This is a genomic window from Streptomyces sp. NPDC033180 (genome assembly GCF_055577645.1).
Genome location: NZ_JBVIPU010000002.1, coordinates 116445 through 131029 on the forward strand (window position 1 = coordinate 116445; position 14585 = coordinate 131029).

Annotated in this window: 14 protein-coding genes; 8 read left to right on the forward strand and 6 right to left on the reverse strand. The window is 70.4% G+C overall.

Annotated features, from left to right (window positions below; genetic code table 11):
- Positions 1-409: 409 nt before the first annotated feature.
- Both ACZ5WE_RS07140 and ACZ5WE_RS07145 read right to left on the reverse strand, forming a co-directional pair.
- The gene (locus tag ACZ5WE_RS07140; protein ID WP_467684961.1) at positions 410-943 is read right to left on the reverse strand and encodes a flavin reductase family protein; all 534 of its coding nucleotides are present in this window, start codon (positions 941-943) and stop codon (positions 410-412) included.
- 101 nt (positions 944-1044) lie between these two features.
- Positions 1045-1245 carry an acyl-CoA carboxylase subunit epsilon gene (locus ACZ5WE_RS07145; RefSeq protein ID WP_467684960.1) on the reverse strand — a complete coding sequence of 67 codons (201 nt, stop codon included), beginning with the start codon at positions 1243-1245 and terminating at the stop codon, positions 1045-1047.
- Positions 1246-2206: 961 nt separating this feature from the next.
- Here ACZ5WE_RS07145 and ACZ5WE_RS07150 point away from each other — a divergent pair.
- The 3 genes from ACZ5WE_RS07150 (at position 2207) to ACZ5WE_RS07160 (ending at position 5822) form a co-directional block, all read left to right on the forward strand.
- On the forward strand, positions 2207-4393 hold the full coding sequence (locus ACZ5WE_RS07150) for a BTAD domain-containing putative transcriptional regulator (RefSeq protein ID WP_467684958.1): 2187 nt from the start codon (positions 2207-2209) through the stop codon (positions 4391-4393).
- A gap of 290 nt (positions 4394-4683) precedes the next feature.
- Positions 4684-4857, forward strand: a complete 174-nt coding sequence (locus tag ACZ5WE_RS07155) for a hypothetical protein (RefSeq protein WP_467684956.1) — start codon at positions 4684-4686, stop codon at positions 4855-4857.
- Between the two features lie 62 nt (positions 4858-4919).
- Positions 4920-5822: an AfsR/SARP family transcriptional regulator gene (locus ACZ5WE_RS07160; protein WP_467684954.1), complete on the forward strand. Its 903-nt coding sequence runs from the start codon at positions 4920-4922 to the stop codon at positions 5820-5822.
- A 61-nt stretch (positions 5823-5883) separates the two neighbouring features.
- On the opposite strand, the gene ACZ5WE_RS07165 is transcribed toward ACZ5WE_RS07160, so the two are convergent.
- From ACZ5WE_RS07165 to ACZ5WE_RS07175, 3 genes are all read right to left on the reverse strand, one after another.
- Entirely contained in the window at positions 5884-6531 is a 648-nt protein-coding gene (locus ACZ5WE_RS07165) for a TetR/AcrR family transcriptional regulator (protein WP_467684952.1), read from the reverse strand.
- A gap of 104 nt (positions 6532-6635) precedes the next feature.
- Entirely contained in the window at positions 6636-7505 is an 870-nt protein-coding gene (locus ACZ5WE_RS07170; protein ID WP_467684950.1) for an SDR family oxidoreductase, read from the reverse strand.
- Positions 7506-7602: 97 nt separating this feature from the next.
- Positions 7603-9225, reverse strand: coding sequence for an FAD-dependent monooxygenase (locus tag ACZ5WE_RS07175; protein WP_467684948.1), 1623 nt, complete (start codon positions 9223-9225; stop codon positions 7603-7605).
- Positions 9226-9452: 227 nt separating this feature from the next.
- Here ACZ5WE_RS07175 and ACZ5WE_RS07180 point away from each other — a divergent pair, with 227 nt between their 5' ends.
- The 5 genes from ACZ5WE_RS07180 (at position 9453) to ACZ5WE_RS07200 (ending at position 12643) form a co-directional block, all read left to right on the forward strand.
- Positions 9453-9749: an antibiotic biosynthesis monooxygenase family protein gene (locus ACZ5WE_RS07180; protein WP_229871743.1), complete on the forward strand. Its 297-nt coding sequence runs from the start codon at positions 9453-9455 to the stop codon at positions 9747-9749.
- Positions 9750-9752: 3 nt separating this feature from the next.
- Positions 9753-10193 carry a nuclear transport factor 2 family protein gene (locus tag ACZ5WE_RS07185; protein WP_467684946.1) on the forward strand — a complete coding sequence of 147 codons (441 nt, stop codon included), beginning with the start codon at positions 9753-9755 and terminating at the stop codon, positions 10191-10193.
- A 38-nt stretch (positions 10194-10231) separates the two neighbouring features.
- Positions 10232-10693, forward strand: a complete 462-nt coding sequence (locus ACZ5WE_RS07190) for a nuclear transport factor 2 family protein (protein WP_467684944.1) — start codon at positions 10232-10234, stop codon at positions 10691-10693.
- Positions 10694-10763: 70 nt separating this feature from the next.
- Positions 10764-11531, forward strand: a complete 768-nt coding sequence (locus ACZ5WE_RS07195) for an SDR family NAD(P)-dependent oxidoreductase (RefSeq protein ID WP_467684942.1) — start codon at positions 10764-10766, stop codon at positions 11529-11531.
- Between the two features lie 38 nt (positions 11532-11569).
- A complete protein-coding gene (locus tag ACZ5WE_RS07200; protein ID WP_467684940.1) occupies positions 11570-12643 on the forward strand; it encodes an LLM class flavin-dependent oxidoreductase in 1074 nt (357 codons plus the stop codon).
- Between the two features lie 74 nt (positions 12644-12717).
- On the opposite strand, the gene ACZ5WE_RS07205 is transcribed toward ACZ5WE_RS07200, so the two are convergent.
- Complete coding sequence (locus tag ACZ5WE_RS07205; protein WP_467684938.1) at positions 12718-14193, reverse strand: GMC oxidoreductase; 1476 nt, start codon at positions 14191-14193, stop codon at positions 12718-12720.
- Positions 14194-14585 lie beyond the last annotated feature (392 nt).

Consider the following 14585-nt stretch of genomic DNA (forward strand, 5'->3'; position numbering starts at 1 on the left):
CGAGCCCACACGTCGACCGCCGGGCCACCGCGCACAATCGCCTGTTGCAGCCCGCCGATCCGGGGTGGCCGCCGCTCCAGGCCCAACTCGTCGCGGCGGATGATGCCTCGGGGTGAATGCGGCCACGCTCCACCGACTCGACCCCGGCCACAGCTGGCGCGGGCGGCTGCGGCAGGCAGGCAGGCAGGCAGGCAGCTCCTTACAGCACGTGGATGCGGGTGGGGTCTTTTCATCAAGGCGCCATTGCGGCAGGGCGTCAGCACCGCCGCTTCGTGCCGCGACCTCATCAGGGCCGCCGCGGGCCGCCGCCCGGAGTGGTTCGAGGACTCCATGCGGGAGGGAAGCTGACGAGGCAGGCCACAGATCCGGCATGGATCGTGCCTCGGGCCGACAGGGCAGCCCACGTCTCTCACGGGAGCGTGCGCAGGGCCCCTCGGTGGAAGACGATCGACGTGGTTGCCGCCGCCGTGCCCAGACCGGCCACTCGCGCCAGGGCGAAGTAGTGGTCCCCCAGCTTGCGTACGTCCTCGACCCGGCAGTCGAGCCACGCGGCGATGCCGGGCAACAAGGGGTTCCCCAGAGGGGACTTCTGCAACGGCAATCCGGAGAACTTGTCCCCTCCGCTGGCCGCGAACCGTGCGCACAGCTCCTGTTGGTCGCCGGAGAGGACGTTGACGGTGAAGCTGGCCGACTTTCTCATCTGCGGCCAGCTGGAGGACTTCTCATCGACGAAGATCCCGATCAGCGGCGGATCCAGGGACACCGACACGAACGACCCCACGGTCAACCCCGCCGGCCGGTCCCCTGCTGTCGCCGTGACCACAGTGACGGCTGTCGGAACCTCACGCAGCACACTGCGGAGCGTGGCCGAACTGACAGGCACCTCTATGTCTATGCCTACGTCTGCGTCTACGTGGCGGCGGGCGGGCGAAGTCGTGCCCATACTGACCTCCCGGTCGAGTCATCCTCTGACAGACCTTGGCATCCGGCCCTGGAGAGCCAGTCATCGTCAAATGGTGCGCAACGGCTCGGCGGCAGCAGTGTTCAGCGCCAGCTGTGCGGGGCGCGGAACCCGGGCTCGCGTTCCAGCCGGCGCCAGCCTGCCCGGGACCGCGGGCGGTGGGCCGGAGTTGGGGCGGGCGCGGCCGCGCGGGCCATCAGGACCACGGTGACGGCCGCGAGTTCCTCGGGCCCGGCGTGCCCCCTCTCGACACGCAGTATTTTGTGGGCAGCGGGAAGGGTCATGGAAGAGGTCCTCCATCGTGGGCGGGATGCAGGTGCCACCTCGCGGGTGGCGGCGGGGGCGATGACATCGTCGATTAGGCCGCGCCTTCGTGCTGGGCCGCGCCGCGCCGAGTGGTCTTCGACGCTAGGCGGGCGCGCTCACACGGCGGTAACTCGGCTCCCCCAACCGCCCGCTCAGTCGGTGTCGATCAGCGTTGAGTGCGACCCCGTCGCCCGCGGCACTGCCCCTCGGCTATGACCCGCGGCATCTCGATGGTGCAGGGACCTTGACCTCCGGGGCGGGCCTCGCCTTCAAGCCGATCACCCGGAACCGGAAAAAGCCACCGAACCTTCATCGATGACCCACCGAAGGCGCGGCACGGAGAGCGATGCCAAAAGCAGCTTTGACCGGCCAGAACGGTTCCCTCGGAAGCCTGTCCGACGGGGTTGCCGGGCCGTGCCGGATACACAGACCGGCATGGATAGTCACACTTGTTCTAGGGCATCACGATGGTTAGCGTAATCGTACCGGCCCGATGCGGATTGACCTCCGGAGGGCTTGTGTATGTCGCACTCGGGGTTCCGCTCCTGCCTCCGGGCATCAGCGGGCGACACATATGGGGGATGTCGCACGTGCAACACGCCTGTGCACCAACCGTTCCGGCGCCCTTCGCCGACCTGCAGCCCGCATCGGCCCGTCACCGGCGCCGGCGCCGAGAGCCTGCGGCGAGTGCCCTGCGGAATTAGTTCCGCCCACTAGACCTCCTCCGCTCCGCCCATCGCGAGGGCGGACCATCCCGCGGTCCGGCAAGAGCCCCGGCCCGGACATCCTGGACGCCCGCCTTCGGTCTGCCGCGGCGCGAAACCTGATGGCGGGGCCGTTCACGGGCCGGCTCCGGCTTTCTCCACCGGACCACGAAAATCGCATGCTCAACAGAGACACCGATCTGCTAATCCGGATTCAGTCAATTGAGGAGCAGTCATGTGGTTTCGAATACTCGGGCCATTGGAAGTCCTCGACGGCAGCCAACCCATCGCCCTGGGCGGGACCAAACAGCGCGCCACGCTCGGGTACCTGCTTCTGAACGCCAACCGGGTGGTGCCCACCCGAGAACTCCTCAGCGCGCTGTGGGCGGACGGCGCACTGCCGACAACGGCCCGCAAGATCCTCCAGAACGCCGTGTGGGGTCTTCGCGGAGCCCTCGCGGCCTGCGGCACCGACCGCCGGAGCGGGTTCCTGCTCACGAAGGCTCCCGGATACGTCATGCAGCTCGACCCCGACCAGATCGACCTGCACCTCTTCCGCCGCCGGGTACAGGAGGGGCGCACCGCCCTCGAGTCCGGTTCCCCCGCGCAGGCCGCGGACGTCCTCCGCGAGGCCCTGTCCCTGTGGCAGGGCCAGGCCCTTTCCGACCTCGTCGAGAGCGGGATCAACTGGCCCGAGCTGGCCGCGGCCGAAAGTGCCCGACTCGACGCGATGGAGGACTACTTCGAGGCCGAGCTCCGCTGCGGACGGCATCAGTCCACACTCGGGGCACTGGAGTCGATGGTCGAGGCGGATCCCCTGCGCGAGCGCCTGTGCGGACAGTTGATGCTGGCCCTGTACCGGTGCGGCCGGCAGGCCAACGCACTGGACGTCTACAGCCGGGTCCGGGCGTCCCTGATCGAGAACCTCGGCCTGGAGCCGCGGCGCGAGCTGCAGTCCCTCCAGCAGGCGATCCTGACCCAGGACTCCGCGCTGTCACAGCCCGAGGCTGCGTCACCGGCGCTTGTGCGCACGGGTGCCGGCCCGTCGCAGGAGCACGCACCGGCGCGGTCCGAGCACCCCTGGGCGGCCCCGGCCGGGGCCCGGCTGCCGAGGGTGCACGATCGCGTGGTCCCCGAGAGCACGGAGCACGGCAAGGGCTTCTCCGGCGAGGCGCACGCCCTCAGGACGCGTGTGCGCATTCTGTCCCAGCGCGCCGCCGCTTCGGCGGGCCAACACCGCCCGGTGAGCGTGCTGCTGCTCACGACCGGGATCAGGCCGCCCGCGGGCGGCGGGCGACCGCAGGGCACCGACGAACTGCGCGATCGCCTGACCGGCCGCATCCGGGACCTCGTGGGTCACATGGGCGGATCGGTGATCAGCTCCATAGGGTCCACGCAACTGGCCGTGTTCTCCCCCGGGCGCGAGGGCCACGACCATGCCGAACGAGCCGTGCGCGCCGCCCTGGCCATCCGGGCGGAGTTCCACACCGCGCCCACGGTTGTCCCGCTCGACCGCTCCGCCCGGCGGACCGGGGAGGTCACGCTCCGCGCCGCAGTGTCCACGGGAGAGGCACTGCTGCGTCACGCGGCCGATGGCTCCGGCGCCGTCCAGTCGGCGGACGGAGCGCTGCTCGACGAGTGCCAGTCCCTGCTGTCCCAGGCCTCCGTGGGGGAGATCTGGGTCTGCGGGAACACACGGCAGCTCACCGCCTCGGTGCTCTCCTTCGTCTGCGTCAGCGATTCGCCGCAGGCCTGGAAGGTGAACCAGTCGCGTTCGCGCACCGAGCGGCCGCTGCCGGCGGGCGCGGTGGACAGGGAGATCGAACTCGACGTCCTGCGGGGCATGTTGGAGCACGTCCGGCACCGCGAAACGCCTCATGTGGTCACCATCATCGGAGAACCCGGTATCGGAAAGAGCAGGCTGCTCAAGGAATTCGAGCGCCGTGCCATGGGGCAGCCGATCGCCACCTGGTTCCTGGAGCCCTCAAGTCCGGCCCGGCAATGGCGGCCGTCTCGCGGTACTCACCTTTTCCACTTGCGGAAGAGTCCGCTTTTTGATCCGTCCGGAAACGAGACACTGGAAATCGATCTGACGCAGTCGCTGAAGTCCGGTCGGAATCCGCTGGAGAACATCGCGCAGGAGTGCCCGCTGGTCATGGTCGTCGACGATCTGCACGAGGCGGACAGCGCCCTGCTGGACTTTGTCGGCAGGGCGAGCAGTGAGCTGGTCCGGGGCCCTTTGTTCATCGTGGCCACGGCGCGTCGCCAGCTCTTCGACCGGCGTCCGGGCTGGGGTGGCGGGACACCGCACTTCACCACCCTCTCCATCGATCTTCCGGGTACGTCCTGCCGGGTGCCGGCGAATCCTCCGGTTGAACCCGCGAACCGGCCGGTCTCCGGCCTCGCCGACTGCACACCCTGACGGTCTCTTCTCTGTGTGAGCGCGAAGCCTGGACGTGGATTGGTCACGACCCGGTAATTGCTGCCGCCGGCGGGTCGGCGGAGCGGGTTGTTACCGGGGAGTTCCTCTCTCGCGGAAAGCAGACGACCGCAGTTCAGGACCTGTACCAGAGGCGCGGTTCGGATGGGGTGAGCCGCCGGTTGACGGCAGGTGTGCACGCCCGATTAATGTTCATTTCAGTTCGGCGATTTCGCACCGCACAACACAGGGGGTATTCGGATCATGAATATGCAGTATGCGGGGAAGAGTCCGTGGTGAGTGGGGGGCGGCGGCTGCCGCGGGGTGGGGGCTTCGATGCCTCGTCGAAGGAGTTGGCTGATGAGTTGGGGGCGCGGGGGACGCGGATGCACACGTTCTCGCCGGCCGCCTCAAACATCACGGGTGCGGACTGTCTGATCGACGGCGGCATGGAGAACGTCCGCTGACCACCCCGCCGAGCGCGGCGACACAACTCTTGTCACTCTCCGGGAAGGTGTGCGAGACCGACGTGGAATTCTCCGTACTGGGACCCCTGCGCATGAACGAGCGCGGCGAGTCCTACACACCGACGGCACCCAAGCAGCGACAGCTGCTCGCACTGCTGCTCCTCAACGCGAACCAGGTCGTATCCACCACCACGTGTATCGAAGAGCTGTGGGAGGACTCTCCTCCCACCAGCGCGCTCTCCACCCTCCAGTCGTACATACTCCAACTGCGGCGCAGCCTGCGGCGGGTGCCGCGGATCGGCAGTCTCCAGGCCGCCCGCCTCATCCTGGAGACCCGTGACGGCGGCTATCTGCTGGCCGTGCGCAGCGACGAACTGGACACCAACCGCTTCTGGTCCCTGGTGCGCGAGGGCCGCTCGGCCCTCCACCACGACGACGTGCGGGCCTCGGCCTGTCTCTTCGAAGCCCTGCGGCTGTGGCAGGGGGCCGCGCTCTCCGACGTGCAGCGAGGTCCCGTTCTGCGGGCGCATCTCGTGGGTCTGGAGGAGGAGCGCACCAGCGTGCAGGAGCAGCGCATCGCCGCCGATCTCCGGCTGGGCCGGCACCAGGAGCTGCTGGGCGAGCTGAGCCGGCTCACGACCAAGTACCCGATGCACGAGAGCCTGCACGCCCAGTTCATGCTCGCGCTGCACCGCACCGGCCGCCGCACCCAGGCCCTTGAGGTGCTGCGGCAACTGAGCACGGTGCTGCGCGAGGAGCTCGGCCTCGACCCCTCGCCGCGGGTACGCCGCCTGCACCAGGCGATCCTGGCGGGCGATCCCGCCATCGACATCCTGGCGCACACCGACTCCGTGCTGGCCGCCGAGCCCGGCGTGCCGAACGGACGGCTGGTGGCCGCGAGCGGCGATCTGGTGAGCGCGGGAGCAGCACCCGCGAGGCGCCGGGAGCAGTTGGTGCGGCGCTGAGCGCACCGCACGGCACGGTGAGGAGGGCTGAGATGCCGCCCCGGACAGGGGTTGCGGCGCCTCAGCCCTTCTCGCTGCCGCCTGCGGCCCCGCGCCGGGGCGGCGGGTTGGCCGCGAGGAAGGCGTCGGCGACGGTGTCCACGTACTCCGCGCCGAAGGTGCGCTCCGCCAGCAGCCTGCGGAACATCAGCGGCCCCGCGAGCTGGTCGATGGCCAGCTCGGTGTCCAGGTCGCCGGGCAGTTCACCGGCCTCCTTCGCCTCGTCGATGATCGCGCGGAACCCTCCGGAGCCCGCCCGGTACAGGGACTCCTTGAGCTCGGCGAACGTCGGGTCCACACCGGCGCGTTCGATGACCACCCGCATCCCCCGCTCCCCCACCGGATCGTGCAGCAGGGTACGCAGACCGTTGAGCTGACCGACCAGGTCGTCCCGCAGAACGCCCGTGCGCGTGGGGCGGGCGTTCGCGATGCGCTGGGCGATGGCCTCGTAGATGAGGGAGGGCGAGTCGGGCCAGTGGCGGTAGAGGGTGGTGCGGCCCACCCCGCTGCGGGCGGCGACGGCGACATGGGTGACCGCCGACCACCCCTGTTCGACGAGCAGGGCCTGGGCCGCAGCGAGGGCGGCGGCCCGGCTGCGGGCCGCCCGCGGGTCCATGCCGCGCCCCGGCGCCCGCGCGCTGCGTCCTGCGGCGTCGGCCTGCGTGGCCATGGCGGCTCCCGGTGGTTCGTTGATCTGTGGTCCGGAACAAAGTGTGCCAGTACTTTCCCCGCCCGGGCGGGGGGCAGGCCCTCCCGGGCGGGGCAAGGAGTGGCTCAGGACCGGTAGAAGTCCAGGTGGTCGTTGGCCCAGACGGCGAAGGAGCGCGGCTCCCGGCCCAGGACGCGGCGGACGTCGGGCGAAAGACGGCCGTGCAGTTCGCTGCCGTGCTCGATCGCCTCCCGCAGTGTCGTGATCACGCCGTTGACGGTCTCCTCTGAGAAGTGGCGCAGCATCATCTCCCGGTGCGCGGCGAGCGGCACCGTCTCGAAGCGCAGGTTGCGCCCGAGCAGCGAACCGAGCGCGGCGAGTTGCTCACGGCCGGTCAGCGCCTGCGGCCCGGTCAGCTCGTACACCTGGCCCTCGTGGCCGTCCTCGGTGAGTGCCCGCACCGCGACCTCGGCGATGTCGCGCGGGTCGACGATGGCCTCGGGCACGTCCGCGAGCGGCCCGCGGGCGACCCCTTCGGCCTTGACCGACGCGGCCCAGCCGAGGTTCATGCTCATGAAGCCGTTGGGCCGCAGGATCGTCCACGGCACTCCCGAGTCCCGCAGGGCGTCCTCGGCGACGCGGTGCCAGTGGCCCAGCGGGTTGGCCTTGGGGTCCTCCGCCATCTCCACCCCGAGAGTGGACAGTTGAACGATGTGCTCGACGCCCGCCTCGCGCGCGGCGGCCACCAGATGCGCGTCGTGGGTCGCCTTGTTGGCGCCGAGCGACATCAGGAAGACCTTCTGTACGCCGTCCAGCGCGGCGGGCAGGGTCTCCGGGCGCCCCAGGTCGGCGGCGACCACCTCCAGGTCCGCTCCCGCGGCGAGCGCCGCCTTGCCCGGGTCGCGGGTGAGCGCCCGCACCTTGTGCCCCTCGGCACGCAGCAACGACAGCACTTTCCCGCCCACGTTTCCCGTGGCTCCGGTCACCAGAATCATCGTCATCTCCTTGTTCGTCCGTACACGCGTGTGGGGTGGGTGGGTCGAAGGTGGGCCAGTTGGTCAGTGGGTCAGTTGGTCAGTTGGTCAAAGGTGCCTAGCGGGTTGCCGGTTCGGGGCGGTCCAGGACAGTGCGCAAGGCGCTCTCCAGGGCGCTGCGTGCGGCGTCGGTGTCCGCGGCGGGCCCGCTGGAGCGCCAGGCGACGAAGCGGTCGGGCCGCACAAGGACCGCGCCCGCCGCGCTGACGCCGTAGCTCTTCTCCCACTCGGTGCCGGAAAGCCGGTGCACCGGCAGGGTGATGCCGAGCCGATCGGCCGCACCGGCGGCGGCGGCCGTCCACGCATCGCCCGTGCCGTCCCCGGTGAGCAGGACGAAGGAGCGACCGAACAGGGCCGTGGTGGAAGCGGCGGGCGAGCCCTCGGGCAGCGCCACGTAGGGCGCCCTGGAGCCGGGGCGGCCGGTCGGAGCGGCCGGGTCCTCCAGAAGTTCTCCGGCGTCGTCGGCCTCGCGCACCACGGCGCCGTCGACGCACCGGTAACCGAAGGCCTGGACGACGGGCGGCAGCGGCGCGGCGAGCGCCCCGTCGTCGAGGTAACCCGCAAGGCGCTCCACGGTGTTGCGCAGCTGCTGCTCCCCGATCATCTCCGAGACCGGACGGCGTTCCGCGTCGTGGCTGTCGAGCAGTCCGGGCCCTGCCTCGCCCTTGACGACCATGGCCAGCTTCCACGCCAGGTAGAAGCCGTCCGTGATCGCGGTGTTGCCGCCGAGACCTCCTGGCGCGGGCACCAGCCTGGCCGCGTCGCCCACCAGGTGGACGCGGCCCTCGCTGAACCGGTCGGCGATCTCGCTGATGATGTCGGTGCGTCCCGTCTCGACGACCTTCAGCGGCAGGTCGGGCAGGCCGATGCCGGTGCGGACCAGTTCGGCGCACCGCTCCTCGGTGAAGGTGCCGAAGTCCGGCGGGTTCTGGGACATGCCGAGCACATAGCCGTAACGGCCAGGCACGTCCGTGGTGTAGAAGACGCCGGGTGCTGGCTGCTGCAGCCAGAGAAGCGCGAACTTGCGGCCCTCCGCGACGCCGGGCAGCTGACGCAGCGGTTCGCTCAGGTCGGCGTCGAAGAAGACCCGGAAGATCTCGCCGAGGTTCCCCCGGCCGTGCATGCCGATCCCCAACTCCCGCCGTACGGGGCTGTGCGCGCCGTCGGCGCCCACCACGTAGTCGGCGGTCACCGTCCGCTCGGCGCCGGTGGGCACGTCCCTCAGTACGGCGGTGGCCACGTCCGCGGACTGGGTCAGGGAGACCAGTTCGGTTTCGAAGAGCAGCTCGGCACCGAGCTCCCTGGCCCGGTCGGCCAGGATCACCTCGGTCCGCTCCTGCCCCGCCATCGCCCAGTTCTCGGGTGAGACATGACGCATGGCCATCTCGCCCTCGGTCATGATCCGCTTGAGGACCGGTCCGGCCAGGCTGTCGGCCACCACCATGTAGAACTCGCCGGTGCCCTCGTCCGGCCCGGCGGCGGCGATCCGGTCGGCGATACCGCCGATCCGCAGTGCCTCCATGGTGTGGGGGTACTGCCCGCGCGCCTTCATGATGACCGAGGTGCCGGGGTGCTTCTCCGCCACCAGCGGCCTGACACCGTGGAGTCCCAGGAACAGCGCGGTGGTGAGGCCCGCGAGGCCGCCACCCACGATGAGAACGGGTACGTGCTCGTCCGACACGGCCACTCCTTGGTCGCTTGGGTCGTCTTGGGTCGCCCGGCGGCCGCCGCCACGGGGCCGGCCGACCGGGCGCCCAGTCTGCGGACGGCCGTTGGAGCTCCGGTGGGGTCCCGATGGGCGGCGCTTCCCTCCACCCACGCCCCAACAACCCATCAGCGGGCGGGGCAAGGGTGGGAGGGGCGGTCCGCGCGAGCGCCGCCGTCATCCGTCGAGACACAGGAGTCGTCGTGGTCGTCTTCGTCAACAAGCTGACACTCACTGGAGCGGCCGAGGACCTGGAACGCATCTACGCCCATGTCGCCGAGTTCATGCGCACCCGTCCCGGTCTCATCCGCTACCAGCTCGTCCGCTCGCAGAGCGACCCTTCCGTGTACTTCAACGTCGCGGAGTGGGAGGACCAGACGTCGTTCGAACAGGCCTTGAAGGAACCGGAGTTCCGCAACCGCCTCAAGGCCCTGGGCACGGTCATCAAGGGGGAACCCCACCTGTCCGACCTGGTCGAGTCCGGCGTCGGAGAGGCCTGAGCCGTGTCCGGACCCCTCAAGATCAGCAATCCGGTCGACGGTGAGACCTACTCCCGGATCGTGCAGTTCTACGCCCATCAGATGCAGCTCCTCGACGAGCGGGCTGCCGAGGAGTGGGCCGACGGATTCACCGAGGACGGGGTCTTCGCGCAGAACGTGAAGCCGGAGCCGTGGACAGGCCGCACCGTCATCGCCGAGCGGATGCGCGCCGGGATGGACCGCCTTGCCACGAAGGACGTACAGCGGCGGCACTGGTTCGGCATGGTCGCCACGGAGCGGCAGGACGCCGAGACCGTACTGACCCGCTACTACGCCATGGTCTACGAGACCCCGCGGGGCGGCCGGGCCGCCACCTATCTCAGCACCACCGGCGAGGACGTCCTGGTCCTCCAGAACGGCCAGTGGCGGGTCAGGCACCGCCTCATCACCCACGACGGCACCTGATCCGGCCGGCACCCAGCGAAGGAAAGAAGGTTGTGAGCATGACCGAGCTGACACGCGAACGGGTGGCCGCGGCGTACGCGTCGCTGGTGACCGGGGACCGGGAGCAGATTCTCCAGTACTGGTCGCAGGACGTCCGCTTCCAGATGCCGGGCAACCACCAGTACGCAGGATGGTTCGTCGGTCTGGACGACTATCTGGCGAAGATGGGCAAGCTGATGGCCGCCACCGGCGGCCGCATCTCCTCCGAGACGCTCGACGTCCTGGTCGACCAGGAGGCCGGTGTGTCGATCGACGTGTACCGCCTCGACGGCTACCGCGAGCACGCCAAGGAGGGCGCGACCTCTCCGTACGAACGGCTGCAGGTCGAGGGCGTGCACATGCTGCGCTGGGAGGACGGCCGGATCGTCGAGGGCCGCAGCGCCCTGTTCGCCGACGGAGTCACCCAGGGCAACCTGTGGTGGTCACCGGTCGGCGCCGACGGCGAGCGCTACGAGTACTGACACCTCGCGAGGCCGTGCCGGGGGCGCACTCCCGGCACGGCCTCGCGCATCCCAGCGAGGAAACGCAACCATGACTGAGTCAGCACAGGGCCTGCTCCAGGACCGGGCGGTGGTGATCACCGGGGGTGGTACGGGAATCGGCCGGGCGGCCGCGCACGCCTTCGCCGCCGAAGGCGCCCGGGTAATGGTGGTCGGCCGCAGGACCGCCGTACTGGCCGAGACCGCCCGCGGCCACGCGGGCATCCATCCGTTCGGCGCCGACCTCGCGGACCCGCGGACACCGCGGGCCGTGGTGGCGGCGGCCGAACGTGAACTCGGCGGCATCGATGTCCTGGTCAACAACGCCGTCACGATGGGGTCCGCGCCCCTGGGCCGCATCGACCCGGACAACACCCGCGACCAGGTGGCCACGAACCTGCTCGCGCCGCTGTTCCTCACCCAGGAGGCGCTGCCTCCGCTGGAGGCCGCCAAGGGCCTCGTCATCAATGTCACCACGGCCGGCAACCAGCGGGGCTGGCCCGGTCATTCGGTCTACGGCGCCACGAAGGCCGCCCTGGACTTCCTCACCCGCACCTGGGCACTGGAACTCGCCCCCAAGGGGGTCAGGGTCGCGGGCATCGCCCCCGGCCCGGTCGACACGCCGATCGCGGAGCACGCCGGCCTCGACCCCGAGGGCATCGCGCAGCTGCGCGCACGGCAGCGCGGCCGGGTGCCGCTGGGTCGTGTGGGCCAGCCGGAGGAGGTGGCCTGGTGGATGGTCGCCCTGGCCCGCCCCGAGGCGTCGTTCACCACCGGCCTCGTCCTGCCCGTGGACGGCGGCGCGAGCGTCGCCTTTTGACCGCACTCCCGGGCCGACCAACAACTTACGGAGCCAGTATGGAATTCGGCATCAACTTCTTCCCCACCGTCGGGCCGGACGACAAGGACGCGGCGGACTACTTCGAGGAGAGCCTGAACCTGGTCGCGCTCGCCGAAGAGCTCGGCTTCGACCACGTCAAGACGGTGGAGCACTACTTCTTCAAGTACGGCGGCTACAGCCCGGACCCTGTCACGTTCCTGGCCGCCGCCGCGGCCCGCACCAGCCGCATCAAGCTGGTGACCGGCGCCGTCATCCCCGCCTTCACGCACCCGCTGAAGCTGGCGGGCAAGCTGGCCATGCTCGACAACATCTCCCGCGGCCGACTGCAGGTCGGCTTCGGACGCGCCTTCCTGCCCGACGAGTTCGACGCCTTCGGCATCGACATGGACGAGAGCAGGGCGCGCTTCGACGAGGGCCTGCGGGCCTGCCAGAAGCTGTGGAGCGAGGAGAACGTCGTCTGGAACGGCAGCTTCCACTCCTTCGGCCCTGTCACTCTGCTGCCGCGCCCCTACCAGCGCCCGCATCCGCCGATCCTGGTGGCCACGGCGAAGACCCCGTCCTCCTGCGAGCAGGCAGGGCGTGACGGCCACGGCCTGATGATGGTCCCCTCGATCTCCAAGCGCGAGGTCGTGCAGGACATGCTCGGCCTCTACCGCAAGGCATGGGCGGACGCGGGCCACCCCGGTGAGGGCGAGGTCCACATGAGCTACAACTGCTACCTCAGCGAGGACCCCGCCGAGGCCAGGGCCAAGGGCAAGGAGTACTCGCAGCGCAGCAACCTGGTCATGCGGGACGCGGTGGCCGCCTGGGGAGAGCGGCGCAGCGAGGTGTACGCGGGCTACGAGAAGGTCGTGCAGAACATCGCCCGGGCCGACTTCGACCGGTCCCTGGCCGAGAACAAGGTCCTGGTCGGCACCCCGGACGAGGTCACCGACCGGCTCCGGACGATCCGTGAGTGGTACGGGGACATCGCCATCAGCCTGCAGGTGATCTCCGGCAACCCCAGCCACGAGGAGTCGGCGCGCAGCATGCGGCTCTTCGCCGAGCAGGTCATTCCGCACTTCCGCGACACGTCGGCCACCGTCGCCTGACAGGGTCCGCGGCACGAAGAAGGGGCTCTCCCGGACGATGTCCGGGAGAGCCCCTTCTCTTCTTCCGGCCCCGGTCAGCCGACGAGGTCACCGATGAGCAGCGACGTCACGCGCGCCGCGACGGCGGCCACGGTCAGCGCAGGCGGGACACCGGTGCCGGGCAGCAGCGAACCGTCCACCACGTACAGGCCGCGGTAGCCGTTGACCCGCCCCGCGTCGTCGGTCACCGTGCCCAGCGTGACGCCGCCGACCACGTTGCCGCCGGTAGTGCCGATGCGGCTGAACGCCGTACGGCTGCCGGGGTTGGCCTCGTTGAGCCGGTCCAGGGTGTGCGTGATGGCGGACTGCGCTTTGGCCAGGGCCGGGTCGTCGGCCGGCCAGTGCAGGACGACGTCGTCCTTGTCCGCGTCGTAGCGGAAGGCGCCGAGCGCCGGTGCCGGCACCGCTCCGATGGTGGTGGTCCAGCCCTCCCCCTCCGGGGCGTCCGGCCAGGGGAAGTTGAGCAGGGAGACCGGGCCGAGCGGGTTGTCCTGCCAGTCCTGCGCGAAGATCGCCGCGGGTCCGCCCTGCCGGGGGTTGTTCTCCTCCATGCCGGTACGGGCCGTGATGACCTCGCTGTTGCCGACGCGGGTGCCCAGTGCGTCGTGCAGGGCGGGCAGTGCCCCGCTCTGCCTGGCGCGCAGCAGCAGCCGGTTGGTGCCCAGGGTGCCGGCGGAGAGGATCAGCCGCCTGGCGGTGATCCGGTGGCGGGACAGTACCTCTCCCCGCTCGTCGATCGACTCGTACTCGACGTGGTACCCGGAGCCTGCGTCACCACCGTCGACCGGGTGCACGGCGGTCACCACGCTGAGCGGCCGCACCTCTATGTGCCCCGACGCCTCGGCTCGGGCCAGTAGCGTGCGGTCGAGGCTGCGCTGGGCGCCGCTGTTGACGCCGAAGACGTTCAGGCCGTCGATCTGGGAGCGCACCCGGGTGCCGGCCATCTCCTCGCGGACCACGTCCCAGTCCACGGCCAGATCGACCTTGTCCCACGGGATCCCGGCCTTGTCCAGCTGATCGGCGAACGAGCGGGCCGACCGGTAGAAGTCGGACTGGTAGACGTCGTCCGGAATCGGCGCGCAGCCGATCAGTTCGCGTGCCTGCGGATACCACCGCTCGGTCATCTCGCGGTGGTCGAGGACATCCCCCAGGGTCCGCCGGAACAGTTCGGCCGACGGCTCGCACATCGTGCCGTTGGTCGCCAGTGAGGCCCCGCCCACCCCGGTACCGGCGAGGACGTTCATGCCGCTGCCCTCGACGAACTCCAGGACGCCCGTGTAGACGTCGAGCTTCGCCTCCGTGAGCGGTGATGTCTCGCTGAGCCATGCGGCACGCCCGTCGGGCGCGGTCTGCGTCGCGAAGGTGTCGCCCGCCTCGTCGACGGGCCAGCGGCGCCCCCGCTCCAGCACAACGGCGTCGATGCCCGCCTCCGCCAGCCTCAGGGCGGCGATCGAACCTCCATAACCGCTGCCGACGATCACCACGTCGGCGCGGTGCTGCTGCCTCTCCACTGAGCGGCCTCCCTCTTGCGTCCCGGACTGTCAAACACCTCGAACATCCCGTACGACGGTGGAGGCTGACTGTGAAACCGCTGCAGAGCCGCCCGGCCCACGCCAACGGCCGCCGGACGACGGCTTGGTGACCGTCGTCCGGCGGCCGTGTGCGGTGGGCGCGCGCTGAGCCGAAGGGGACGGATCACGTTTCCGTCGGCCGTGCTGCCCAGTGTGGGAAACCGGCCCGGGGAGCAGATGGGGGCCCGCTGGAGAGTCGCCGGGCGCCGGCGGGTCACGGTCGGCACTTCCCGGATCGAGATCGAGCCTCCAGGGCCGGGTGCGAGGGTGCGGCTGTTGCGCCGTACCACCCCGCTCTCGCCCCATACCGCCCCGCTCCCCCGGCCCAACCC

Coding starts and splice junctions, on each gene's coding strand:
- ACZ5WE_RS07140 (WP_467684961.1), bottom strand. CDS start 943: ATGGGCACGACTTCGCCCGCCCGCCGCCACGTAGACGCAGACGTAGGC.
- ACZ5WE_RS07145 (WP_467684960.1), bottom strand. CDS start 1,245: ATGACCCTTCCCGCTGCCCACAAAATACTGCGTGTCGAGAGGGGGCAC.
- ACZ5WE_RS07150 (WP_467684958.1), top strand. CDS start 2,207: ATGTGGTTTCGAATACTCGGGCCATTGGAAGTCCTCGACGGCAGCCAA.
- ACZ5WE_RS07165 (WP_467684952.1), bottom strand. CDS start 6,531: ATGGCCACGCAGGCCGACGCCGCAGGACGCAGCGCGCGGGCGCCGGGG.
- ACZ5WE_RS07170 (WP_467684950.1), bottom strand. CDS start 7,505: ATGATTCTGGTGACCGGAGCCACGGGAAACGTGGGCGGGAAAGTGCTG.
- ACZ5WE_RS07190 (WP_467684944.1), top strand. CDS start 10,232: ATGACCGAGCTGACACGCGAACGGGTGGCCGCGGCGTACGCGTCGCTG.
- ACZ5WE_RS07195 (WP_467684942.1), top strand. CDS start 10,764: ATGACTGAGTCAGCACAGGGCCTGCTCCAGGACCGGGCGGTGGTGATC.
- ACZ5WE_RS07200 (WP_467684940.1), top strand. CDS start 11,570: ATGGAATTCGGCATCAACTTCTTCCCCACCGTCGGGCCGGACGACAAG.